Origin of the sequence: Streptomyces liangshanensis (genome assembly GCF_011694815.1) — a bacterium.
GTDB classification, from domain to species: Bacteria; Actinomycetota; Actinomycetes; order Streptomycetales; family Streptomycetaceae; genus Streptomyces; species Streptomyces liangshanensis.
Genome location: NZ_CP050177.1, coordinates 4965168 through 4988323 on the forward strand (window position 1 = coordinate 4965168; position 23156 = coordinate 4988323).

Sequence of the window (23156 nt, forward strand, 5' to 3'; positions counted from 1 at the left end):
TGCATACACTGGCCGGTCATATGTACGGAGAAGTTGTGTACGCGGTGCCGGCCCCAGCAGGAAGCAGAGACGACACGGTGACAGAAGCGATCCTCCTGGTCGGCGGCAAGGGCACCCGGCTGCGGCCGCTCACGGTGCACACACCCAAGCCGATGGTGCCGGCGGCGGGCGTCCCGTTCCTCACGCATCAGCTGGCCCGCGCGCGGGCGGCGGGGGTCGAGCACATCGTCCTCGCCACGTCGTACCTCGCCGAGGTCTTCGAGCCGTACTTCGGCGACGGCTCGGCGCTGGGGCTGCACATCGAGTACGTGACGGAGCGCGAGCCGCTCGGCACGGGCGGAGCGATCCGCAACGTCGCCGGACGGCTCCGCTCGGGTCCGGACGAACCGGTCCTGATCTTCAACGGCGACATCCTCACCGGCCTCGACATCAAGGCACTCGTGCGGACCCACGAGGTGTCGGGGGCGGACGTCTCGCTGCACCTGACCCGGGTCGAGGACCCGCGCGCGTTCGGCCTGGTGCCGACGGACGCCGACGGGCGGGTGACGGCCTTCCTGGAGAAGCCGCAGACGCCGGAGGAGATCGTCACCGACCAGATCAACGCGGGGGCCTACGTCTTCCGCCGCTCGGTCATCGACACGATCCCGGCGGGCCGGCCGGTCTCCGTCGAGCGGGAGACCTTCCCGGACCTGCTGGCGTCGGGCGCCCACCTCCAGGGCATGGTCGACTCCACGTACTGGCTGGACCTGGGGACCCCCCAGGCGTTCGTACGGGGCTCGGCGGACCTGGTCCTGGGCCGCGCCCCGTCCCCGGCCGTCCCGGGCCGCTGCGGCGACCGCCTGGTCCTCCCGACGGCCACCGTCGCCTCCGACGCGAAGCTGACGGGCGGCACGGTGGTGGGCGAGAACGCGGTGATCGGCGAGGGCGCCCGCATCGCGGGCAGCGTGCTCCTCGCGGGCGCGGTGGTCGAGGCGGGCGCGGTGATCACGGACTCGCTGATCGGCGCGGGCGCGAGGGTGGGCGCGCGCACGATCCTCGCGGGCGCGGTGATCGGCGACGGCGCGACGGTCGGCGCCGACAACGAACTACGCGAGGGCGTCCGCATCTGGTGCGACGCAACCCTCCCCCCGGCGTCGATCCGCTTCTCCTCGGACGCGTAACGTCCCCCGAACGCGCTGAGCCCCGCCGCGCCGCGGACGGCGAACGGCGGGGCCCAGTAGGGGCGTTACGCCTGAACGCACCCGCGACGGGCAAGCGCGACCAGCCCGGCGAAGGCAGCGGGGGAGAGCGTGAGCTGCCCGGCGAGGGGGTCCTTGGAGTCGCGGACGGGGACGATGCCGTGGGTAGCGGCCAGGTTGGTGGCGACCTCGACGCAGTTGCCACCGTTGGAGCTGTACGAGGATGTGAACCAGCGCGGGGATGGGGTCGTCACGGGGTGCCCTTTCGTAACTGGTTGATCATGGCTACAGATGCCGCTTGCGACAGCGCTTCGGCCTGTAGTTGATGGTAGGCCGTCAGCATGCGCAGTACGGAAGTGGTTTCGCGCTCCAGATGTCCTTGAGCTTGCGACTCTGAGTATGCGAGAACCGAGCGGTCGGACAGCGTGAGCAGGTTGACGGGCAAGTTGAACGGGCGCCGTTCTCCCATGCTGAACGGTGCTACCTGGAAAACGGTGTTGGGGCGGGCCGCGAACTCGACCAGTCGTTCAAGTTGCGCGTCCATGACCTCGGGGCTGCCGATGGGCCGTCGGATGCAACTCTCGTCCATCACCAGAAACACCATGGGCGGACGACGCCGTACCAGAGCCGCCTGTCGTTCCGCGAGGAACGAAACCCGTTCCGAGGCCTGCTCGGGTGTGATGGCCCCCCGCTGTACGTCGCTACCCGCCAACACACCTGCGTACTCAGGAGTTTGCAGCAACCCGGGGATGATCCCGATCTCGAAGAGCCGAAGTTCAGCAGCCCGGCCTTCGTAGCCGACGTACTCCGGGAAGCCTTCCAGCAGCGACCCGTTCCGGATCTCCTGCCACTGACGCTCGAAGGAGTCGGCTGTGCCGGCCGTTCCGAAGGCGACGTCCAGGCGGCGCGAGAACCGAAGAGTCGTCATCTTGCGACCAGTTTCCACGGCCGAAATATGCGTACTGGAATATTCCGTCCGCTCCGCGAGCTCTTCCTGCTTCCATCCGTGCGCTTCCCGAAACCTGCGGACCCGCGCTCCGAATGCTGCCGCCGGACCACTGTCGGGGTTCAACTCCTTGATGTTCAAAGCCCAGACACCGACCTTCCGTTCGTGCCGTACAAGTTGAAGGGATATCGACTCTAGGCGACGCTGAACCCGCTTGGTAGCGAAATGGCTACGGAGAGGAGTCGGCTAGTGCTGCCCAACCCCCCTGAACCAGAGCCGGACAACGCCCCGGACGACGAACTCGCCTCCCTCGTGGAGGCCGGCGGATTCTGGCGATTGGCGCCCGAGTGGGTGCCGCGTACCGGCTATGCCGAACCAACTCCCGCCCTGCTAAGGGATGTTGAGTTCGGACTTCGAAGGCTGCTGGCGGCGGATGAGTAACACCTCACCCCACGCACACCCCGAGCCGGCCGACGACCGGTCGTTCAGCCCGACCATGCGGCGCATCCGCCCCCTCGTGGAGGCGGCGAACCGGCGGAGCCGGGGATGGGATCCGGCCGCCGACCGGGAGCGCTGGGAGCGGTGCGCCGAGACGACAAACGACCACGACCACGACGAAGCAAGGCGGAAAGGCACACCATGACGGACACGGGCACGGACGCTCAGACGCAGTACGTGGCGGGCACGGTAGGTGACGACGTACTGACCGTGCACAAGCTCAAGGCCACCCCGAACGCCCGCGGCGCGGCCACGCTGGAACCGGTCTGCCCCGTACCCGGCGCGGAACCCACGCAATGGCTGCGAGCAGTGAATTGCGCGGATTGCCTGGCCGTCGTCGGCTGAACGACCTGGCGGCTGAGGCCGTCCTCCCCGGGGCCTATGCGCCGGCCCACCCGACTGTGTTGGAGTACGACTCGTAGCTGTAGCGAGTGCTGCGGTCCCATTCCTCGCCGGTGAGCTGTTCGGCAAAGCCGATCACAATCGTGGGCGTGGGCGTGACACGCCCAAGGCGTCAGTCGCACGCTGTCGGAACCCGAAGGGGCCACGAAAGTCGACGACGACGTCTTCGACCGTCTGGCATCCCTTCAGGCGGCCGGGTCCTGAACCGGGCACCCCCCATAGACGTACTCGTCGATCTCGTTGCCCGCCCTGTCGCTGAGGTGGAAACAGTGGCCGTTGGCCCACACCGTGACCCACTCAGGTCCGTGGCCGACCTGAAACGGCTCGTCCCCAAGCTGCGTCCCAGGCCAAGAGCCATCTCCCGCAGAGAGGTGAGTGACAACGACGCACGTCTCTTTCGGCAAGATCCGATAGACGTCGCCCCAGGGCTCCAGCATCAGATCCAGCGGCTTCTCACCGTCATTGCTGACCACCAGCCGTGCCGCTTTACCCGCGAAGATGCGCGCCACTCCCCTTCCGACCGCCTCGGGCGGCCGCGAGCAGCCCCCCCCCACACACACACGAGACAACCCTCACATGCACGACCAGCCGAACCAAGCGTGCACGCCCGATTCGCCAAGCGCCCCGCAGGGGAAAGCGCTCTTGCACGACCACCTTCGCCACTTCCGCCGGAGCCGCCACCCTCGCCGGGATCGCCCGGGCCACAGGGGGGACCGGGACCGCAGGGGTTGCCGGGCCTCCAGGACCACAGGGGCGACGGGGCCACCAAGGCGACCAGGACGGCCGGGGCGGGGGAGCACCCGGCAGGGGCAACCGCCTACCCTCTGGAGTGACCCCGCCCCCGACGAACCCGGACACCCCGTGGCAGGCCGCTTCGCTCCGCGCCCCCGTACCGCCCCCGTAAGCGCGCCCGCGCTCCCCACCGCCCCGGCGCTCCCGGCAACCACAACCGAAACCGCCTCGGGTACAGCAACGGTCCCGGGCACCGAAACCGCCCAGGCAACCGAACCCACCCCGGCAACCCCGAGCGCGGCGCTCCCGAGCGCCCCCGCCTGCGGCCCCCGCGCCGTCCACCGTCGCTGGACGCCACCCGACGGCGGCCCCTACGACCTCGCCCTCGTCCTGGGCCCGCTACGCAGAGGTCCCGGCGACCCCACGTTCCAGGCCGCCGCGGACGGCTCCTTCTGGCGGGCGACCAGGACACCGGCCGGCCCCGCCACCCTCCGCGCCGCACCCGCCTCCCACGCGGGCGCCGTCGAGGCACAGGCATGGGGCCCGGGCGCCGAGTGGCTGCTCGACCACCTCCCCGACCTGCTCGGCGAGGCGGACGACCCCAGCACCTTCACCCCCCGCCACCGCGCGGTCCTCACGGCGTACCGCAACCGCCCGGGCCTGCGCCTGTGCCGTACCGGCCTGGTCCTGGAATCCCTGATCCCATCCGTCCTGGAACAGAAGGTCACCACCGTCGAGGCGTACCGCGCCTGGCGCCTCCTGGTACGGAAGTACGGCGAACCGGCCCCGGGCCCCACCCCCACCCGCCTCCACGTCATGCCCGACGCCCGCACGTGGGCGATGATCCCGTCGTGGGAGTGGCACAAGGCGGGCGTCGACGCCAAGCGGTCGTCCACGATCCTGCGCGCGGTCCGGGTCGCGGCCCGCATGGAGGAGGCCGCCTCGATGGAACCCGAACAGGCCGCCGCCCGCCTCCAGTTGATCCCCGGCATCGGCCCCTGGACGGCCGCCGAGGTGATCCAGCGCACCAACGGCGCCCCCGACGCCGTCACGGTCGGCGACCTCCACCTCCCCGGCATCGTCGGCCACGCCCTCGCGAACGACCGCCACGCCGACGACGAGACGATGCTGAAACTCCTCGCCCCCTACGCGGGCCACCGCCACCGAGCGATCCGCCTGATCCTCCTCAGCGGCCACACCCCACCCCGCCGAGCCCCCCGCATGCCGATCAGAAACTTCGCCGGCATGTGAGACGTGTGAGACGTGCGAGAGGGGCGAGGCGCGTCGAGCCTCCCCGCGGGCACGGATCAAACACTCGGAATGTCCGGTTTCGCGGCGATGAGCATGCTCCTGGGAATCACCACGAGCCGCTCGTCCGGACCGATCGACACCCCGGCGGGCAGCCTTGTGCCGAGCGCACCCGAAAGGTCCCTGCCTATGACGGCGACATCGCCGTTCTCCAACTCCCACATGTCGGGGCAGTCAGGAGTGTCGGAGGTGATCCCCAGTTCCTGCGGGGACTTGCCGATCCTTCTCAGGAAGGCCGTCTCCGGATCCGCTTCCCACGATCTCGCCACAACGACTCCCTCGCTTCGGGCCAGAACCGACCGACGGCGGTGCCGCCGTGGTGCTCACCCTCGCGGTCGTTCACCCGGTCCGTCAGGTGAACGACCTCAGGGATGATGAATCCCTACGGAAGTCGGCCGGAAGGCGACGGAGCGGTCGAGTTCCCGGCTCATGAAGAAGGTGACAAGTTCGAGTACTTCGGCGTCGTCCTCACTCCCCACTGGGCGGCGCGTCAGTCCTCGTCCTCGTAATCGTCCGCGTCCATCCGCGACAGCGCCTCCGTGACCATCCGGGTCGCGAAGTCGCGGTCCTCCGTGATGCGGTTGATGTGGTCCGCCAGCAGCAGTGCGGTGACCTCCAGAGGCGTCATCTCCACCTCCGTCCAGTCCCCGTACTGCTTGCGCCACAGGTTGGGGCTCAGGCCCGTGCCCGCCGCGATGACCAGGCCCGCCATGATCGGGATGGCCTCCGGGCGGACGCTCTTGGGCATCCGGCGCATCGAGGCCACGAGGGTCGGTACGACGTACTCGATGACGTCCTTGTCCACGTCTTCGTGGGCCTTCCGCAGCCACGTCATGTACAGGTAGATGAGCGTGCACGCGCCGTCCAGCACGTCGTCGAGACCGTCGGGGCCCAGCGACGCGGTGACGTGGTCGAAGAGGGCCTGCCGTTCGGGGTCGGTCCCCGACCTGCCGTCGTGGACGGCCTTGAGCTGGGAGTCGATCATCATCAGCGCCGCGCCCACATCGCCGACCGGAGCGTTCGCGGGGCTGTAGGGCGACAAGGGCGACGACACAGGGTTCCTCCGGGGCGGCTGCGTGGCTGGCGTGGTGTGCGGACGTACGTGGTGTGTACGAACGGCGGACAGCCGAAAGCAAAGCGCACGCCGGGAGGGGTACGGGCGGTTTCCCGCCTTCCCGCCCCGTACGGTTCTCGTACGGCTACGATGCGTCACCACGTCGACCGACCTGCCACCGTCGCCCCGTCACCGCACCTCGATGAACGCCTCCGCCTCCCGCGCCGGGCGCTCCTTCGGCGGCGTCGCCGCGTGGCCCACCGCCACCGCGCCCATCGGGTCCCAGCCCGCCGGCAGGCCGAGGACGTCCCGTACCACGTCGCGGCAGAACATCGTCGACGAGACCCACGCCGAGCCCAGCCGCTCGCCCGCCAGGGCGACCAGGAAGTTCTGGACCCCCGCGCCCGCCGCGACCACGAACATCTCGCGCTCCGCCGCGTCGCGCCGGGCGTCGCCGTAGGTGTGCGAGCCGTCCATCACCAGGCAGGGCACGACGAGGTACGGCGCGGTACGGAGGAAGTCGCCCCGCTTGACCCGCTTCGCGATGGACTCCGGGGACTTGGCGTCGCCGCGCAGGTCCGCGATCCACGCGTCGCGCATCGCGTCCAGGAGCCGCAGCCGCGACGCGGCGGACTCCAGGAGGACGAAGCGCCACGGCGTCGTGTGGTGCGGCGCGGGCGCGGTGACCGCGGCCGCGACCGCGCGCCGGACCGCGCCCGGGTCGACGGGCTCGTCCGTGAACTCCCGTACCGTACGGCGCTGCGTCACCGCTTCCCGTACGGCCTCCGACGTGCCCAGCCGGAACATGTCGTCCGCCGCCACCCGCACCATCGCGCGGGCGCCGTCCGCCGAGGACGGGTCGGTGTCGCCGACCAGGTGCGGCAGACCGCTCACCACCGCCACCGGCAACCCCGCCGCCTTGCCCTTCACCAGGTCGCCGGCGGCGGCCAGTTCGTCGGCCAGCGCCACGACCGTCGCGCTCAGCGGGTTGCCCTGCGCGTCCGTACCGCCGCGCAGGTCGTCCAGGACCCGCACCCCCGCCGCGCCGATCGCGACGTCCGTCAGCCCGTTGCGCCAGGGCCGCCCGAACGTGTCCGTGACGATCACCCCGACGTCCACCCCGAGCGCCTCCCGCAGCCCGGTCCTGATGACCCGCGCCGACGCGTCCGGGTCCTCGGGCAGCAACAGGACCGTCCCGGGGGCGGTGTTCGAGGCGTCGACCCCGGCTGCCGCCATGACCAGGCCCTGCCGGTTCTCGACGATGCGCAGCGGGCCGCGCCGCGCCACCACCCGTACCGTCTCGGCGTCTATCGCCGCCTCGCGGTCCGTCGCCTCCATGATCCGGCCCTCGGCCTTGGAGACGATCTTCGAGGTGACCAGGAGGACGTCCCCGTCGGCCAGTCCGGGGTCGGCGGCCGCGATCAGCTTCGCGAGGTCGTCGCCGGGGCGGACCTCCGGCAGCCCGGGCAGGGCCCGTACGGAGAACGACGTCATGCCCGCACCTCTTCGGCCAGCGCCAGCGCCTCACGCGCCATCGCGGCGGTCGCGTCCACGTCCGTCATCATCAGCGGGATCGCGCGGGCCCGGATGCCGGCGCCCTCGATGCCGGCCACCGCCGCCGCGTCCACGGTGTCGACGAGCCAGCCGTCGAGCAGCCCCGAGCCGTAGTGCTCGGCGACGGCCGTGGCCGTCGACTCGACGCCGATCGCCGCGAGCACCTTGTCGGCCATGCCCCGCACGGGCGCGTCCCCGACGATGGGGGAGAGGCCGACGACCGGCACCCCCGCGTCGGCGATGGCCTCGCGGATGCCGGGGACGGCCAGGATCGTGCCGATGCTGACGACGGGGTTGGACGGCGGGAAGAGGATGACGTCGGCGGCGCCGATGGCCTCCAGCACGCCGGGCGCGGGCTTGGCCTGGTCCGCGCCGACCGGGACGACCGCCAGCGCGTCCACGGACGCCCGCATCTTCACCCAGTACTCCTGGAAGTGCACGGCCTTCCGCTCGCCGTCGACCTCGACGGCCACATGCGTCTCGACCCGGTCGTCCGACATCGGCAGCAGCCGCACGCCGGGCTGCCAGCGGGCGCACAACGCCTCGGTGACGGCGCTGAGCGGGTAGCCCGCGCCCAGCATCTGCGTACGGACGATGTGGGTGGCGAAGTCGCGGTCGCCGAGGCCGAACCACTCGGGTCCCACCCCGTACGCCGCCAGCTCCCCCTTGACCTGGAAGGACTCGTCCGTACGCCCCCAGCCCTGCTCTTCATTGATGCCACCGCCGAGGGTGTACATCACCGTGTCGAGGTCGGGGCAGACCTTCAGCCCGAACAGATGGATGTCGTCACCGGTGTTGCCGATCACCGTCACGTCCGCGTCGGGCGCGGCCTGCTTGAGGCCGCGAAGGAAACGGGCGCCGCCGATACCGCCGGCCAGAACCACAATGCGCATGAACCCATCGTGTCAGGCCGCGGGGACGTTCCCCTCCCGGAGGGGGTGGGTGACCTCGCTACGCCGGTACGGACTCCTCCGGTACGGACTCCGTCGCGTGCGGCGCGCAGCTCGCCGCGTGCATCGGCATCTCCGTCAGGCCGGGGAAGTAGATGTGCAGGCTCACGGCGGGCTCGATCGTGTCGTTGACGACGTCATGCACGTACCCGGGCGCGAAGACGCGCTGCGCGCCGGGCGCGAGCGTACGGGCGCCGCTCCTCGTCCGCTCGGTCAGCTCGCCCTCCAGCACGGTGAGGACGCCGGAGGACCGACCGTGGTCGTGCGGGCCGCTGCCCTGGCCCGGCACCCAGGAGAGCAGCCACACCTCGTACCCGGGGCCGGTGCGGAGCCGGTGGTACCAGCGGGTGGTGGTGTCGTACCGGACGAGCGGGGCCCACTGCGCGCGGTCGGCGGCGAGTGCGCGGGCGAGCCCGGCGAACTCGGCCACCGTGAGGGGGTGCTCGCGCGGGGGCTGGAGGAGGTGCGGGACCTCGAGGAGGTCGCCGGCGATCTGGAGGTCGCTGTCGCTGTTCATGGGTGCGGTGGTTCCTCGGCGGGAAGAGCTCGGAGCCGACGGGCGCCCGGACACGCGGGCGTGACGACCGGAGGAGACGAACGAGCCAACGGGGGGGGGGAAAGCCAGGAGGAGGCTGGAGCGCTGGGGCGTCAACGACGCGGGAGCGTCGACAACGCGGGAGCGTCGGGACGCCGGAACGTCAACGACGCCAGGGCATCAACAGCGGGAAGAACACGGACAGCAACAGCCGGCCTGGGCAACGCTGCGGAATCCACGGACGTGGGTCGCGGTGTGCACGGCGATCGCTGGCATGTCACTAAAGGTGGCGAATCTGGTTGCCAGTGTCAACTCAATGCCCGATTTGGGGGTAATGTTTCACCACATCCGGTTACTCCGAGCGGAGAAAGGTTTGTGCACGGGCACCTGCGGAGACATGGCGCAGCAACCGCGTACGCAAACACCGTCGCGCCCTCGTGATCGGACTGTGATCCGGATCGCTTTCCGTGGCCGGACCGGCACGGGCCCGGGGCTCGTGGCGTCTCTCCCGGAGAGGGGAGGGGGTGGGCGCGGGCAGGCCAGTGGCATGTGTCAGGTTTTTGGTGATTTGAACACTTTCCGCATAGCCTTGGTTCCGCAGAGTGAATACCGGGCCCAATAGCAGATCTCCGCTTGACTGCCCCGGAGCCACCCACTTGTAATTTCACTCGTGTCGTTCGGCCGGAATCGGTAGCGGCCACCGCACGGGGACGCAAAAGACAGACGAGGGGCGCACATGACCGAGCTGTTCCAGCAACTGCTGGTCGAGGACGCGGACGAGGAACTCGGCTGGCAGGAGCGCGCCTTGTGCGCCCAGACCGACCCCGAGTCCTTCTTCCCCGAGAAGGGCGGTTCCACCCGCGAGGCCAAGAAGGTCTGCCTCGCCTGTGAAGTCCGTTCAGAATGCCTTGAATACGCCCTGGCCAACGACGAGAGATTCGGTATCTGGGGCGGCCTGTCGGAACGTGAGCGTCGGCGATTGAAGAAAGCCGCGATCTGATCGCGCTCCGATCACTTTCTTTCGTTGATTGTCTTACCGTCTGACGATCGGCGGTCGGCAACTGGCGACGCACGGCCGGCGATCCGCGAGCGACGGCCACACGCGCGACAACTACGCGCGCGACGACCGGTCCACGCGACCAATCCGCGCAAACCCGTACGTAGGGAACGGTCCGCGGTCTGCGACAACACCGCAGGCGGCGGACCGTCATGGTGTCAGCCGTTAGTGTGGGGCCCCGTCCGAGACGCATCGACGCCCCCCTCGGGGCGACCCCCCGGCCGGAGGGCCCGTTACCTCAATGTCCCCCACCAACGCCGCGTTCGTCCCCGCCACCGCACCCGAGTTCCCGCGCCACGTCGTGACCGCGGTCCTCGTCGCCCATGACGGTGCGCGCTGGTTGCCCGACGCCCTCGCCGGGCTGCTGGGCCAGGAACGCCCCGTGCAGAACGTCATGGCCGCCGACACCGGAAGCGCCGACGACTCCGCCCAGCTGCTCACCGAGTCGCTGGGCGACGAACGGGTGCTGCACCTCGCCCGCAGGTCCGGATTCGGTACGGCGGTCGAGGAGGCCGTGCACGCCGCGGGGACGCTCACCCCCGACGACCTGCCGTACCTGAAGCGGCCCAGCGGCTGGGACCCCGAGACCAGGACCTGGCGCGACGACACGTACGACCTGCCGGAACTGCCCCACGGCGAACCGGTGCAGTGGCTCTGGCTCCTCCACGACGACTGCGCGCCCGACCCCCGGGCCCTCGCCGAACTCCTGCGCGTCGCCGACTCCGACCAGTACGCCGCCGTCGTCGGCCCCAAGCTCCGCGGCTGGTACGACCGCAAGCAGCTCCTCGAGGTCGGCGTCTCCATCGCCAACAGCGGACGCCGCTGGACCGGCCTCGACCGCCGCGAACAGGACCAGGGCCAGCACGACCAGGTCCGTACCGTCCTCTCCGTCTCCAGCGCCGGCATGCTCGTCCGGCGCGACGTCTGGGACGAACTCGGCGGCTTCGACCGCGCCCTCCCGCTCATGCGCGACGACGTCGACCTGTGCTGGCGCGCGCACGCGGCCGGACACCGCGTCCTCGTCGCCCCCGACGCCGTCATGCGGCACGCCGAGGCGGCCGCCAGGGAGCGCCGTACCGTCGACTGCGCGGGCCGCTCCGTCGTCAACCCGCACCGCGTCGACAAGGCCGGCGCCGTCTACACGATGCTCGTCAACGCGCGGGCCGCCGTGCTCCCGTTCGTGTTCTTCCGGCTGGTCCTCGGCACCCTCCTGCGCACCCTCGCCTACCTCGTGGGCAAGGTGCCGGGACAGGCCGTCGACGAGGTCATGGGGCTGTTCGGGACCCTGCTGCGCCCCGGACGGATCATGGGTGCCCGGCGCGCGCGGGGCAAAGGGGTCACCGAGGCCTCCGAACTGCGCCCCCTCTTCCCGCCGCCGGGCGCCACCATCCGCGCCACCGTCGAACAGATCGCGGGCAGCCTCGGTCGGGACACCGACACCGACGCGGGCGGCTCCCGCCACGGCGTCGTCGAGTCGGGCCCCGGCGGCGAGGACGCCGACTTCATGGAGGTCGAGCAGTTCGCCCGGCTCAAGAAGCTGGCCCACCGGCCGGGACCCGTGCTCTTCGGGATCCTGCTGCTCGTCTCGCTCGTCGCCTGCCGCTCGCTGCTCAGCGGCGGGGCACTGGCCGGCGGCGCCCTGCTGCCCGCCCCCGGTGACGTCTCGGCCCTCTGGTCCCGGTACGCGGACGGCTGGCACCCGGTCGGTACGGGCGGCACGCAGACCGCCCCGCCGTACCTCGCCGTCCTCGCCGCCCTCTCCGCGCTGTTCCTCGGCTCCACCGGCTTCGCGCTGACGCTCCTGCTCGTCTGCTCCGTCCCGCTCGCCGGGGTGAGCGCCTACTTCGCGTCGCGGCCCCTCACCGAGTCGCGGCTGCTGCGGGCCTGGGCGAGCGTCGCGTACGCCTTCCTGCCCGCCGCGACCGGCGCCCTGGCCACCGGACGCCTCGGTACGGCCGTCCTCGCCATCCTGCTGCCCCTGATCGCCCGCGCGGCCGTCGGCGCGTACGCGCTGCGCTCCGGCGGCGGCGGGCGCGCCGGGGCGCGCGCCGACTCCGACTCCGACGACGAGTGGGACGACACCGAGCACCCGAAGGAGCAGGCGGACCCTCCGGCGCGCGGCAGTTGGCGCGCCACCTGGGCCTACGCCTTCCTGCTGACGCTCGTCACCGCCTTCACCCCCGTCGCCTGGCCGCTGGCCGTCGTGCTCGGCGTCGCCGTCCTCGCCCTGCGCCGCCGCGACCTCGCCGGGTACGTCCCGCGCGTCCTCGCCGCACTCGGCACGCCCCTCCTGCTCCTCGCGCCCTGGTCGCTCTCCCTGCTGACCGACCCCGCCGCCTTCCTCCGGGAGGCGGGCCTGGAGTTCGGTACGGGCTCCGCCACCGCCCTCGACCTGCTCGGCATGAGCCCCGGCGGCCCCAAGGCGGCCGGCGGCATCGTGCTCCTCGGCATCGTCCTGGCCGCACTCGGCGCCCTGCTGCGCGGCGAGCGGCAGTTCGCCGTCCGCGCGGCCTGGGTCGTCGCCCTGGTCGGGCTGGTCTTCGCCGTCGTCACCAACAACTCCGGCTGGGCGGGCCCCGCCACCCTCGTCTACGGCCTCGCGCTGATCGCCGCCGCCGTCGTCGGCGCGGAGGGCGCGCGCGAACGCGTCGCCGCCCAGAGCTTCGGCTGGCGCCAGCCCGTCGCCGCGCTCGTCGCCGCCGCCGCGCTCGTCGCCCCGCTGTTGTCCGTCTTCGGCTGGATGATCAGCGGCGCCGCGGGACCGCTGGAGCGCCGCGACCCGGTCCAGGTGCCCGCCTTCGTTGCCGAGGAGTCCATCACCCGCGACCAGCCCCGCACCCTCGTCCTCGACGGCACCACCACCGCCGAGGTGTCGTACGCCCTGGTCCGGGGCTCCGGCAGCCGCCTCGGCGATGCCGAACTGACCGCGTCCGGCGGCAGCGACCCGCGACTCGACAAGGTCGTCGCGAACCTGGTCGCCGGATCGGGCGCCGACCAGACGCAGCAGCTCAGCGGCTTCGCGATCCGCTACGTGCTGGTACGGGACGGCGCGCCGCGCGAGATGGGCCGCGTCCTCGACGCCACGCCGGGCCTCAGCCGGCTGAGCCAGCTGGACGGCAGCGCGCTGTGGCGCGTCGACCGCCAGATCTCCCGGGCCACCATCGTCAACGGCAAGGCCGACGGCGAACCGCTCGCCGTCGCCGCGGGCCCGGTCGAGGCGCACACGAGGATCCCGGCGGGCGCCGACGGACGGGTGCTGCGCATCGCGGACCGCGCCGCCGAGGGCTGGCAGGCCACCCTCGACGGGAAGCCGCTCGCCGCGCGGACCGTCGACGGCTGGGCGCAGGGCTTCGCGCTGCCCGCCGCCGGGGGCCGCCTGGACCTCACGTACGAGGACCCGATCACCCACACCGCGTGGATCTGGGCGCAGGGCGCGCTCGCCGTGGTCCTGCTGGTGCTCGCCCTGCCGGGGCGGCGCCGGGAGATCGACGACGACCTGCCCGACGAGGAGCTGGCGTACGCGGCGCAGGCGGTCGAGGGCGAGGGCCGCAGGGCGCGCAGGCTGCGGGCCGCGGCGGAGGCCGAGGGGGAGACCTCCGGCGGTACGGACGCGGTCGGCGCGGGGGAGACGCCGGACGGGTTCGGCTTCGACCTGCCGGAGCAGCGGCAGCCGGGGAGCGCGGACCCCTCGGGTGACGATCAGGGCCAGGGCCAGGACCAGGGCCAAGGTCAGGGCCAGGGGCCGGACCGAGCGGGCGTTCCCGACGCGCCTCCGGTGCCGTCCGCGCCTCCCGGCTCCGACGGGTACGCGGCGGTGCCGCAGCAGCAGCCGTACGGGGAGTGGGACGGCCAGACGTACGCGGAGCCGCAGTACGCGCCCTACCAGGGCGACCAGTACCAGGGCGAGTACCCGGCCGGGCAGTACCAGGGCGACCCGTACCAGCAGCAGCCGTACCAGCCCTACCCGGACCAGCAGCAATACCCCGGCCAACAGGGGTACCCCGACCAGCAGTACGGGGACCAGCAGCAGTACCCCGCGCAGCCGTACCCGGACCAGCAGTACCCGGCGGACCCGTACCAGCAGGGGACGTACGAGGAGGGGCAGCAGCCCCCGCCGTACGACCCGGCCTCCTACGACCCGTACGGCTACGGGCAGCAGCAGCCGTCCCCCGAGGGCCCTGACAACGAGCGGCGTCCGCGCCCCGACGGGAGCACCGACCAGTGAACCGTACGACTCTCTCCCTGCTCGCGGCCGCGACCGCCCTCGCGGCGGTCACCGGATTCGCCACCCTGTCCGCGCCCGCCGACGACGGGAAGGCGCCGGTGGCGGCGACGCCGAAGCTGCTTCCCGTGGAGCGGAGCAGCCTGGTCTGCCCCGCGCCGAGCGTCTCGGACCTCGCGGAGACGACGTACACGTCCTTCACGCCCGCGGGCGGCACGTCCGGCGGGAGCACGACGGGTACGGCCGAACTGGTGCCGTCCGCCGCCGCGTCGGCGGGTACGGACAGTTCCACGGGGGACGACAAGAAGAGCGACGACAAGAAGGACGACGCGAAGCAGGACGACGCGGCGAAGGACGACGCGGCGAAGGACGACGCGGCGAAGGACGGCGACAAGAAGGCGGCGGACCAGAAGGCCGACGCGCCCGCGAAGGCGTTCGTCGGCGTCAAGGCGCCCGGCACCCCCGTCTCCAAGGAGGCGGAGGGGGCGGACACCCCCGCCCTCATCGGCACGGCCACCGGCAGCCTCGCCCCCGGCTGGACCACCCAGCAGTCCACCGTGGACTCCGTGGGCGGCTCGCGCGGCCTGCTCGGCCTGTCCTGCACGCCGCCCGACACCGACTTCTGGTTCCCCGGGGCCAGTACGGAGAAGTCCCGGCAGGACTACGTCCACCTCACCAACCCGGACGACAGCGCCGCCGTCGTCGACGTCGAGCTGTACGGGAAGAACGGCGCGCTCAAGTCCGAGGTGGGCGAGGGCATTCCGGTGCCGGCCCGCTCCAGCGTCCCGGTGCTGCTCTCGACGCTGACCTCGGAGGCGTCCCAGGACGTGACCGTGCACGTCAGCACCCGTACGGGCCGGGTCGGCGCCGCGGTGCGCGTGGCCGACGACACGGTGGGCAGCGACTGGCTGGCCGCCTCCGCCGACCCGGCGGCCACGCTGGTGCTCCCCGGCATCCCGGAGGACGCGACCGACGTCCGGCTGGTGGCCTTCGCGCCCGGCGGGGACGACGCGGACCTGAAGGTCCAACTGGCGGGCGCCGACGGCACGATCACCCCGGCCGGGAGCGAGAGCCTGCACGTCAAGTCGAAGATGACGGCGTCGCTCGACCTGGCCGACGTCACCAAGGGCGAGGCCGGCTCGCTGATCCTCAGCCCGTCGCAGGCCGGCAGCCCGACCCCGGTGGTCGCGGCGCTGCGGGTCGTACGGGGCAAGGGCAGCGACCAGGAGATCGCGTTCATCCCCGCGACCGGGCCCGTCACCGCCCGCGCGAGCGTGGCCGACAACCGCGCGAAGGGCACGACGCTCTCGCTGACCGCGCCGGGCGCGGCGGCGACGGTGAAGGTCGTCGCCTCGGCGGGGAGCGGCGGGGGCGAACCGGCCGAGAAGACGTACAACGTCAAGGCTGGTACGACCCTGGACGTCACCCCGCCGGTGCCGGCCGGGCTCAAGGGCCAGTACGCGCTGACCGTCGAGCCGCAGTCGGGCGGGCCGGTCCACGCGGCGCGCATGCTGGCGCTGCCGGAGGACGGCGTACCGATGTTCACGGTGCAGACGCTGCCGGACGACCGGGGGACGGTGTACGTACCGACGGCCAAGGAGGACCTGTCGATCCTCGGCGACTGAGATGACCGAGGCCTGCCCGGCAGATTGTCGGGCGGGCAGGCCGCCGGGTCTTCGTGGCCGGCCCGCTCAGGACGGCCGCGGGCCCTCCAGCCCCCGGAGGAGCAGGTCGACCAGGCGGCGCGGGTCGTAGCGCGGATCGCTGTCCCGCCCGGCGCACAGGTTGCCGACGCCGCGCATCAGCTCGTACGGCCGCGTACCCGGCCTGATCTCCCCGGCGCCGGCCGCCGCGTCGAGCAGGTGCCCGCAGACGGGCACCAGGCGGTCCAGGAAGTACGTGTGCAGCGCGTCGAAGCCGCCGCCGTCCGACTGCAGGGCGTTGGCGAGCCCGTGCTTGGTGACCAGGAAGTCCACGAACAGGTCGACCCACTGCCGCAGGGCCGCCAGCGGGGACGCGGCGCTCTCCAGCAGGCTCGGCCCCGCCTCGGCGCACGCCTCGACCTGGTGGCGGTAGACGGCGACGACCAGGTCCGCCCGCGTCGGGAAGTGGCGGTAGATCGTTCCCACCCCGACGCCCGCCTTGCCCGCGATCTCGCGGATCGGCGCGTCGACGCCGGAGGTGACGAACACCGCGGCGGCGGCGGCGAGCAGCGTCTGCTGGTTGCGCTGCGCGTCGGCCCGCTTGCTCCGGGCCGGCACCTCCCCTGACTGGCTCGTGCTGGGCACCACCGCGCTCCTTCCGACGACCTCGGGCCAACGATTTCGGGCCGACAACCCTGGGCCGACGACCTCGGGCCGACGACCTTTGACAAAGCGGAACAGTGTTCCGTATCGTAATCGGAACAACGTTCCGCTTTCAGCTTAGCCGAAAGCGGCGGCTTCCGACCGCCTCGGCCGTCGAAGGGACCTCCCCGACATGAACACGCCCACGCACCCGGCCGGCCTCCCCGGCCCGCCCGCCCCCGTCCTCTCCGTCAGCCCCGTGGTGCTGGCGGCCCCCGGCCGGCCCGTCGACCTGGAGGTACGGGTCTCGGTGCCCGTGACCGGGAACAACCTGCCGGTCGTCCTCCTCTCGCACGGCCAGGGCCACTCCCACCACCTGTCCTCGCTGAACGGCTACGCCCCGCTCGCCACCTTCTGGGCGGCGCACGGCTTCGCCGTGATCCAGCCCACCCACCTCAGCTCACGGTCGCTGGACCTGGACCCCGCCACTCCCGGCGCGCCCATGTTCTGGCGCTCGCGGGTGGAGGACATGAAGCACGTCCTGGATCAGTTCGACGCCATCGAGGCCGCCGTCCCGCAGCTACGCGGGCGCCTGGACCGGAGCAGGGTCGCCGTGGCGGGGCACTCGATGGGCGGGCACACCGCGAGCCTGCTGCTCGGCGCCCGGCTGACCGACCCGGACGACGGTACGGAGGTGGACCTCGCCGACGACCGGGTCAAGGCGGGGGTCCTGCTGGCCACGACCGGCCGGGGCGGCGACGCCCTCACCGGGTCCATGGCCGAGGCCCTCCCGTTCCTGTCGACCGCCGACTTCTCCGCGATGGCGACGCCCGCGCTGGTGGTGGCTGGCGACCAGGACACGTCCCCCCACCTGACGGTCGCGGGCGCGGACTGGCACGCCGATCCGTACGTCCTCGCCCCGGGGCCCAAGTCCCTGCTCACACTGTTCGGCGCGGAACACGGGCTGGGCGGGATCTCCGGGTACGACGTCGCCGAGACCACGGACGAGAACCCCGGGCGGGTGGCCGCGCTCCAGCGGCTCACCTGGGCCTACCTCCGTACCGCGCTGCACCCCGGGGATCCGGCCTGGGCGGTGGCGCGGGACGCGCTGGAGGCGGATCCGGCCCCGGTCGGACGAATCGAGTCGAAGTAGGCGGGGTCGTCACCGGGCCCCCGCGTCACTCCTGCCCGTACCGCGGATCCACCGACTCCGGTGCCAGGCCCAGCAGTTCGGCGACCTGCTCGACCACCACCTCGTGGACCAGCAGCGCCCGCTCGTCGCGGTTCTTGGTGCGGATCTCCACCGGGCGCCGGTAGACCATGATGCGCGCCGGGTGATCCTTGCCGGCGGAGACCGAACTCCCCAGCGGTACGGACTCGTCCTGCGTGCCGGGCACGTCCAGGACCAGGAACTCGACCTCGGCCAACTGGGGCCAGCGCCGCTCCAGCCGGTCCACGGAGTCCCGTACGAGATCACGGAACGTCTCCGAGCGGCTGGCGGAGAGGGGCACCTGCGGCGGGGCGACGGGGCCACGCATGCCTCGGCCGTGGCGGTCGCGGCGGCGCGGCCGGGGCTCGGTCGGGCGGGGCGGTACAGGACTGTCCATCACTGACGCAGGGTAGCTCTCTCCGCGCCCCGGCGATCGCGGCTCCCGCCCCCCGCGGCCCCCATGTCGCATATTGAGCATTCCGGCCAAGCTTGGGCTCATTTACATGGGGTCGCGCGATCGCCGACCTTGCCGTCCTTGACGGGATTTGCCCCAAGTGATGACTGTGTCACGGGCTGTCGCCACCTGGCCACGCGTCTTCCCGCGCAGGTCAGGCCAGTTACTCCGGAGGCCGTTGTGCGGGATGTCACAGCGCGACACGGGCGAGTGACCTGGTGGAGAGTCGTCGCGGCCCGCTCAAGAGTGCGGTACCGTCCAACGTCGTGAGCCCTGTACGTCGCTGTTCGCGCACCGCGTGCGGCCGTTCCGCTGTCGCGACACTGACGTACGTCTATGCCGATTCGACCGCGGTCCTCGGCCCGCTCGCCACCTATGCCGAGCCCCACTGCTACGACCTGTGCGCGGAACACAGCGAGCGGCTGACCGCTCCGCGCGGCTGGGAGGTCGTCCGCCTGACGGACGGCTCGGCCCCGCCACGCCCGAGCGGTGACGACCTGGAGGCCCTCGCCAACGCCGTACGGGAAGCCGCCAGGCCCCAGGAGCGCGCCGCCGGTGGCGGCGGCAAGGGGAACGGCGGCGGGAGCGGTGGCGGCAAGGGGGCGCGGGGGGCGGATCCGGTCGAGGTCGGGCGGCGCGGGCATCTGCGGGTGCTGCGTTCCCCGGAGTCCTGATGTCGGAGTCCTGACCTCATGTCGGGGTCCTGACGCCGCATTCTCCCGTTTGCCGCCACGGTTGCCGCTTGTTATCAGCCCGCTCCGCCACAGTTCCTGTCCGCGCCATTGACCTGTGCTTGTCATGCGCATGACCATTCCTCCACCGGTGAGAGATTCAGTTTCCGTATCGCGGAACCCGGAGGGCTGTCATGTCCGTATCCGTACACCAGCTGGCCTTCGAACAGCGACTGCACCCCGTCGGCGGCTCGCTCGCGCTCTCCGCCCTCGTCGCGGCCCTTCCCCTGGCCGCCGTGCTGATCCTGCTCGGCGGCCTGCGCGTGAGAGCGCACCGGGCCGGGCTGACCGGTCTCGCCGTCGCCGTCCTGGTCGCGTGGCTCACCTTCGGGATGCCGCTCGGCCAGACCCTGTCCGCCGGGGCGCAGGGCGTGCTCTTCGGGCTCTTCCCGATCATGTGGATCGTCGTCAACGCCCTCTGGGTGTACCGGATGACGGTCCGCACCCACCACTTCGACATCCTGCGGCGCTCGTTCGGGCGGCTGTCCGACGATCCGCGCATCCAGGCGCTGGTGGTCGCCTTCTGCTTCGGCGCGCTCCTCGAAGCGCTGGCCGGCTTCGGGGCGCCGGTCGCGATCTCCGCGGTGATGCTGGTCGCGCTCGGCTTCGACCCGGTGAAGGCCGCCGTCGTCGCGCTCGTCGCCAACACCGCGCCCGTCGCCTTCGGCGCGATGGGGACGCCGGTCGTCACCCTCGCGCAGGTCACCGGGCTGCCCCTGGACACCGTCGCCTCCGTCGTGGGCCGGCAGACACCGCTGCTCGCGCTGGTCGTGCCGCTGGTGCTGGTCGGGCTGGTCGACGGGCGCCGGGGACTGCGCGAGACGTGGCTGCCCGCCCTCGTCTGCGGAATCGCCTTCGCCGCCGCCCAGTTCGCCGCCTCGAACTTCGTCTCCGCCCAACTCGCCGACATCGCCGCGGCGCTGGCGGGCGCGGCGGCCCTGGTCGCGGTGCCCTCGGCACGCGAGCCGGCGCGCGAGGAGGTGCGGGTCGCGGTCCTCACGGGCGTACGGAGCGGGGATCTCGACGAGGAGGACCCGCGCCGCGAAGTGCTGCGCGCCTACGCCCCGTACGCCCTGATCGTCGTCATCTTCTCGCTCGCCCAGGTCCCGCCGGTCAAGGACCTGCTGGCGAGGGCGACCCAGGTCTTCGACTGGCCCTTCCTCGACGTCTCCGACGCGGAGGGGAAGCCGGTGGGCGCCAACGTCTTCTCGCTGCCGCTCGTGGCGACCGGCGGGACGCTCGTCCTGCTGGCGGGTCTGCTCACGGCTGGGGTGCTGGGGGTACGGGTGGCGGACGCGGCGCGGGAGTGGGCGGCGACGGTGGGCGAGTTGCGGTACGCGATCCTCACCGTCACCTCCGTCCTGGCCCTCGCCTACGTCATGAACCTGTCCGGACAGGCGGCCACCATCGGCCACTTCGTGGCGGCGGCGGGCGCCGGGCTGGCCTTCCTGTCGCCGATCCTGGGGTGGTTCGGCGTCGCGGTCACCGGCTCGGACACCTCGGCCAACGCACTGTTCGGCGCCCTCCAGGTCACGGCGGCACGGGAGTCGGGCCTGTCCCCCGCGCTGCTGGCCGCCGCGAACAGCTCCGGGGGAGTGCTGGGCAAGATGATCTCCCCCCAGAACCTGGCCATCGCGTGTGCGGCGGTGGGGTTGGCGGGGAAGGAGGGGGATCTGCTGCGCAAGGTGCTGCCGTGGAGCCTGGGGCTGTTGCTGGTGATGTGCCTGATCGTGGTGGGGCAGAGCACGGCGGTCCTGGGGTGGATGCTTCCGTGACCGGCTGATGACCGGCCGATGACCGGACGATTCCGTAACGCGATCGTCAACGAGTACGCCGCCCCGTACGGGTAGTTTGAGCCGATCGCAGCGGTGCGGTCGGCGCGCGGTTCCGGGCGCACGGCCGCGGCACGCGCTGGCGGAGAACTCAGGAGGGGTAGCTCGTGGCGGACTTGTCGGGGATCGTGAAGGCCTACGACGTGCGTGGGCTGTATCCGGAACAGCTGGACGACCGGCTCGCGGAGCTGTTCGGCGCGGCTTTCGTGGAGGTCACCGAGGCCGAGGCGATCGTGATCGGCCACGACATGCGCCCGTCGTCGCCCGGGCTGGCGGCGAGCTTCGCGCGCGGAGCCGTCTCGCGCGGCGCGGACGCCACGATCATCGGCCTCTGCTCGACGGACCAGCTGTACTTCGCGTCGGGGGACATGGGGCTGCCGGGGGCGATGTTCACGGCGTCGCACAACCCGGCGCAGTACAACGGCATCAAGCTGTGCCGGGCGGGCGCGGCCCCGGTGGGGCAGGACACGGGGCTGGGGGAGATCCGCGCGAAGGTGGAGGCGTGGCTGTCGACGCAACCCGCGTCTCCGTCCCCCTCCTCCCCTTCCCCCACTCCCGGAACGATCACAGAACGCGACACGCTGTCGGAGTACGCGGCGTACCTGCTGTCCCTGGTCGACCTCTCGGAGATCCGCCCCCTGAAGGTGGTCGTGGACGCGGGCAACGGGATGGGCGGCCACACGGTCCCCACAGTGTTCGCCGGGCTGCCGCTGGACCTGGTGCCGATGTACTTCGAGCTGGACGGCACGTTCCCCAACCACGAGGCGAACCCCCTCGACCCCAAGAACCTGGTGGACCTCCAGGCCCGCGTCGTGGCCGAGGGCGCCGACCTGGGTCTGGCCTTCGACGGGGACGCGGACCGCTGCTTCGTCGTGGACGAGCGCGGCCGGGGCGTCTCGCCGTCGGCGATCACGGCGCTGGTGGCGGCGCGCGAGCTGGCCAAGCACCCGGGCGGCACGATCATCCACAACCTGATCACGTCCTGGTCCGTCCCCGAGGTGGTGAAGGAGCACGGGGGTACGGCGGTGCGGACCCGGGTGGGCCACTCGTTCATCAAGCAGGAGATGGCGAGGACCGGCGCGGTCTTCGGCGGCGAGCACTCCGCGCACTACTACTTCCGCGAGTTCTGGAACGCCGACACGGGCATGCTGGCCGCCCTCCACGTCCTGGCGGCCCTCGGCGGCCAGCCCGGCCCGCTCTCCGACCTGGTCGCGTCGTACGACCGCTACGCGGGCTCGGGCGAGATCAACTCGACGGTCGACGACCAGATGGCCCGCACGGCAGCGGTACGGGAGGCCTTCGCCACGCGCGAAGGAGTCACGACGGACGACCTGGACGGCCTGACGGTCACAGCGAAGGACTGGTGGTTCAACCTCCGCCCCTCCAACACGGAACCCCTGCTGCGCCTGAACGTAGAGGCAAGGGACACCCCTTTGATGACCAAGATCAGAGACGAGGCCCTGACCCTGATCCGCACACCCCCCACCCCCTAGAACCACCAACTCCGAAAGCCACCCCCTCCAGCCCGTCCCCCTCCAGCCCGTCCGGCGTTTGAGGACGGACCGTTGCACGGGACGGGCGTCCCCAACCTGCCCGGGTCCAGCCACGCCCCCCTCCAGCCCGTCCGGCGCTTGAGGACAGACGCGCGCCTGTGGTGGGCGCACCCACCGCCTCCCTCCAGCCCGTCCCCCTTCAGCCCGTCCGGCGTTTGAGGACGGCCCGTTGCGCGCGACGGGCGTCCCCAACCTGCCCCGGCCCAGCCACACCCCCTCCAGCCCGTCCGCCACGAGGACACCCCCGCACCCGCCGAGCAGGCGCACCCCCCAAGCTCCCGCAGCCCCCTCCGTACCCCGTACATCGACACACCCCCCCACCCCCCAGCGGTACGCTGACATGGCCAGATCCACGCACCCCGAAGGGATCCCACCGACATGCCGCTAGAAGCCGGCCTCCTCGAAATCCTCGCCTGCCCGGCCTGCCACGCCCCCCTGAACGACCGCACCACCGCCGAGCCCCCCGAGCTGGTCTGTACGTCCGACACCTGCGGCCTGGCCTACCCGGTACGGGACGACATCCCCGTACTCCTCGTCGACGAGGCCCGCCGCCCCGCCTGACAGGCAGAGGCGCAACGCCCCAGCGCCACGCCCACGTCCCACCGCACCCCACCGCACCCCACACCACCCCCGGCGAACAGCGCGCCCAGCGCCC

21 protein-coding genes are annotated in these 23156 nt (G+C 72.1%); 11 read left to right on the forward strand and 10 right to left on the reverse strand.

The window, feature by feature from the left end; translation table 11 throughout:
- Window positions 1-77 precede the first annotated feature (77 nt).
- The gene (gene manB / locus HA039_RS21500; RefSeq protein ID WP_167032484.1) at window positions 78-1160 is read left to right on the forward strand and encodes a mannose-1-phosphate guanylyltransferase; all 1083 of its coding nucleotides are present in this window, start codon (window positions 78-80) and stop codon (window positions 1158-1160) included.
- A gap of 65 nt (window positions 1161-1225) precedes the next feature.
- On the opposite strand, the gene HA039_RS21505 is transcribed toward manB, so the two are convergent.
- Together HA039_RS21505 and HA039_RS21510 are read right to left on the reverse strand one after the other, a co-directional pair.
- Complete coding sequence (locus tag HA039_RS21505) at window positions 1226-1432, reverse strand: DUF397 domain-containing protein (protein WP_167032486.1); 207 nt, start codon at window positions 1430-1432, stop codon at window positions 1226-1228.
- On the reverse strand, window positions 1429-2265 hold the full coding sequence (locus HA039_RS21510) for a helix-turn-helix domain-containing protein (protein WP_167032488.1): 837 nt from the start codon (window positions 2263-2265) through the stop codon (window positions 1429-1431). Before HA039_RS21510 ends, HA039_RS21505 begins: the two co-directional genes overlap by 4 nt.
- A 498-nt stretch (window positions 2266-2763) precedes the next feature.
- Here HA039_RS21510 and HA039_RS21515 point away from each other — a divergent pair, with 498 nt between their 5' ends.
- Window positions 2764-2967, forward strand: coding sequence for a hypothetical protein (locus HA039_RS21515; RefSeq protein WP_167032490.1), 204 nt, complete (start codon window positions 2764-2766; stop codon window positions 2965-2967).
- Between the two features lie 242 nt (window positions 2968-3209).
- Here the strand turns inward: HA039_RS21515 and HA039_RS21520 are convergent, their stop codons facing one another.
- Entirely contained in the window at window positions 3210-3533 is a 324-nt protein-coding gene (locus HA039_RS21520; protein ID WP_243869644.1) for a hypothetical protein, read from the reverse strand.
- Between the two features lie 352 nt (window positions 3534-3885).
- Between HA039_RS21520 and HA039_RS21525 the strand changes: the two genes are divergently transcribed.
- Complete coding sequence (locus HA039_RS21525) at window positions 3886-5007, forward strand: DNA-3-methyladenine glycosylase family protein (protein ID WP_425086369.1); 1122 nt, start codon at window positions 3886-3888, stop codon at window positions 5005-5007.
- A 56-nt stretch (window positions 5008-5063) separates the two neighbouring features.
- Here the strand turns inward: HA039_RS21525 and HA039_RS21530 are convergent, their stop codons facing one another.
- The 5 genes from HA039_RS21530 to HA039_RS21550 form a co-directional block, all read right to left on the reverse strand.
- A complete protein-coding gene (locus HA039_RS21530) occupies window positions 5064-5333 on the reverse strand; it encodes a hypothetical protein (RefSeq protein ID WP_167032492.1) in 270 nt (89 codons plus the stop codon).
- A 221-nt stretch (window positions 5334-5554) separates the two neighbouring features.
- Window positions 5555-6052 (reverse strand): hypothetical protein, encoded by a 498-nt coding sequence (locus HA039_RS21535; protein ID WP_167037307.1) that lies wholly within the window; start codon window positions 6050-6052, stop codon window positions 5555-5557.
- Window positions 6053-6307: 255 nt separating this feature from the next.
- The gene (locus HA039_RS21540; protein WP_167032494.1) at window positions 6308-7612 is read right to left on the reverse strand and encodes a coenzyme F420-0:L-glutamate ligase; all 1305 of its coding nucleotides are present in this window, start codon (window positions 7610-7612) and stop codon (window positions 6308-6310) included.
- Window positions 7609-8565, reverse strand: a complete 957-nt coding sequence (cofD, locus tag HA039_RS21545) for a 2-phospho-L-lactate transferase (protein WP_167032496.1) — start codon at window positions 8563-8565, stop codon at window positions 7609-7611. Before cofD ends, HA039_RS21540 begins: the two co-directional genes overlap by 4 nt.
- Window positions 8566-8623: 58 nt before the next feature.
- Entirely contained in the window at window positions 8624-9139 is a 516-nt protein-coding gene (locus tag HA039_RS21550) for a cysteine dioxygenase (protein WP_167032498.1), read from the reverse strand.
- A 754-nt stretch (window positions 9140-9893) separates the two neighbouring features.
- On the opposite strand from HA039_RS21550, the gene HA039_RS21560 reads away from it, so the two are divergent.
- From HA039_RS21560 to HA039_RS21570, 3 genes are all read left to right on the forward strand, one after another.
- Complete coding sequence (locus HA039_RS21560; RefSeq protein ID WP_014046372.1) at window positions 9894-10157, forward strand: WhiB family transcriptional regulator; 264 nt, start codon at window positions 9894-9896, stop codon at window positions 10155-10157.
- 298 nt (window positions 10158-10455) lie between these two features.
- The gene (locus tag HA039_RS21565; protein ID WP_167032500.1) at window positions 10456-14439 is read left to right on the forward strand and encodes a glycosyltransferase family 2 protein; all 3984 of its coding nucleotides are present in this window, start codon (window positions 10456-10458) and stop codon (window positions 14437-14439) included.
- Window positions 14436-16061: a DUF5719 family protein gene (locus HA039_RS21570; RefSeq protein ID WP_167032502.1), complete on the forward strand. Its 1626-nt coding sequence runs from the start codon at window positions 14436-14438 to the stop codon at window positions 16059-16061. Before HA039_RS21565 ends, HA039_RS21570 begins: the two co-directional genes overlap by 4 nt.
- A 66-nt stretch (window positions 16062-16127) precedes the next feature.
- Here HA039_RS21570 and HA039_RS21575 read toward each other — a convergent pair whose 3' ends face one another.
- Entirely contained in the window at window positions 16128-16724 is a 597-nt protein-coding gene (locus HA039_RS21575; protein WP_167032504.1) for a TetR/AcrR family transcriptional regulator, read from the reverse strand.
- 190 nt (window positions 16725-16914) lie between these two features.
- Between HA039_RS21575 and HA039_RS21580 the strand changes: the two genes are divergently transcribed.
- Window positions 16915-17874, forward strand: coding sequence for an alpha/beta hydrolase family protein (locus HA039_RS21580; RefSeq protein ID WP_167032506.1), 960 nt, complete (start codon window positions 16915-16917; stop codon window positions 17872-17874).
- A 25-nt stretch (window positions 17875-17899) separates the two neighbouring features.
- Here the strand turns inward: HA039_RS21580 and HA039_RS21585 are convergent, their stop codons facing one another.
- The gene (locus tag HA039_RS21585; RefSeq protein ID WP_167037310.1) at window positions 17900-18328 is read right to left on the reverse strand and encodes a metallopeptidase family protein; all 429 of its coding nucleotides are present in this window, start codon (window positions 18326-18328) and stop codon (window positions 17900-17902) included.
- A 275-nt stretch (window positions 18329-18603) separates the two neighbouring features.
- Between HA039_RS21585 and HA039_RS21590 the strand changes: the two genes are divergently transcribed.
- The 4 genes from HA039_RS21590 (at window position 18604) to HA039_RS21605 (ending at window position 23062) form a co-directional block, all read left to right on the forward strand.
- Window positions 18604-19059, forward strand: a complete 456-nt coding sequence (locus HA039_RS21590; RefSeq protein WP_167032508.1) for a DUF3499 domain-containing protein — start codon at window positions 18604-18606, stop codon at window positions 19057-19059.
- Window positions 19060-19250: 191 nt separating this feature from the next.
- A complete protein-coding gene (locus HA039_RS21595) occupies window positions 19251-20891 on the forward strand; it encodes an L-lactate permease (RefSeq protein WP_167032510.1) in 1641 nt (546 codons plus the stop codon).
- A gap of 164 nt (window positions 20892-21055) precedes the next feature.
- Window positions 21056-22441 carry a phosphomannomutase/phosphoglucomutase gene (locus HA039_RS21600; RefSeq protein WP_208298681.1) on the forward strand — a complete coding sequence of 462 codons (1386 nt, stop codon included), beginning with the start codon at window positions 21056-21058 and terminating at the stop codon, window positions 22439-22441.
- Between the two features lie 438 nt (window positions 22442-22879).
- Window positions 22880-23062, forward strand: coding sequence for a Trm112 family protein (locus tag HA039_RS21605; RefSeq protein WP_167032512.1), 183 nt, complete (start codon window positions 22880-22882; stop codon window positions 23060-23062).
- Window positions 23063-23156: the final 94 nt, after the last annotated feature.

Excerpts from the sequence above, each read along its gene's own strand:
- HA039_RS21565 (WP_167032500.1), top strand. The coding sequence starts at position 10,456 with ATGTCCCCCACCAACGCCGCGTTCGTCCCCGCCACCGCACCCGAGTTC.
- HA039_RS21550 (WP_167032498.1), bottom strand. The coding sequence starts at position 9,139 with ATGAACAGCGACAGCGACCTCCAGATCGCCGGCGACCTCCTCGAGGTC.
- HA039_RS21605 (WP_167032512.1), top strand. The coding sequence starts at position 22,880 with ATGCCGCTAGAAGCCGGCCTCCTCGAAATCCTCGCCTGCCCGGCCTGC.
- HA039_RS21595 (WP_167032510.1), top strand. The coding sequence starts at position 19,251 with ATGTCCGTATCCGTACACCAGCTGGCCTTCGAACAGCGACTGCACCCC.
- HA039_RS21560 (WP_014046372.1), top strand. The coding sequence starts at position 9,894 with ATGACCGAGCTGTTCCAGCAACTGCTGGTCGAGGACGCGGACGAGGAA.
- HA039_RS21540 (WP_167032494.1), bottom strand. The coding sequence starts at position 7,612 with ATGACGTCGTTCTCCGTACGGGCCCTGCCCGGGCTGCCGGAGGTCCGC.
- cofD (WP_167032496.1), bottom strand. The coding sequence starts at position 8,565 with ATGCGCATTGTGGTTCTGGCCGGCGGTATCGGCGGCGCCCGTTTCCTT.
- HA039_RS21585 (WP_167037310.1), bottom strand. The coding sequence starts at position 18,328 with ATGGACAGTCCTGTACCGCCCCGCCCGACCGAGCCCCGGCCGCGCCGC.
- HA039_RS21580 (WP_167032506.1), top strand. The coding sequence starts at position 16,915 with ATGAACACGCCCACGCACCCGGCCGGCCTCCCCGGCCCGCCCGCCCCC.
- HA039_RS21515 (WP_167032490.1), top strand. The coding sequence starts at position 2,764 with ATGACGGACACGGGCACGGACGCTCAGACGCAGTACGTGGCGGGCACG.
- HA039_RS21535 (WP_167037307.1), bottom strand. The coding sequence starts at position 6,052 with ATGATGATCGACTCCCAGCTCAAGGCCGTCCACGACGGCAGGTCGGGG.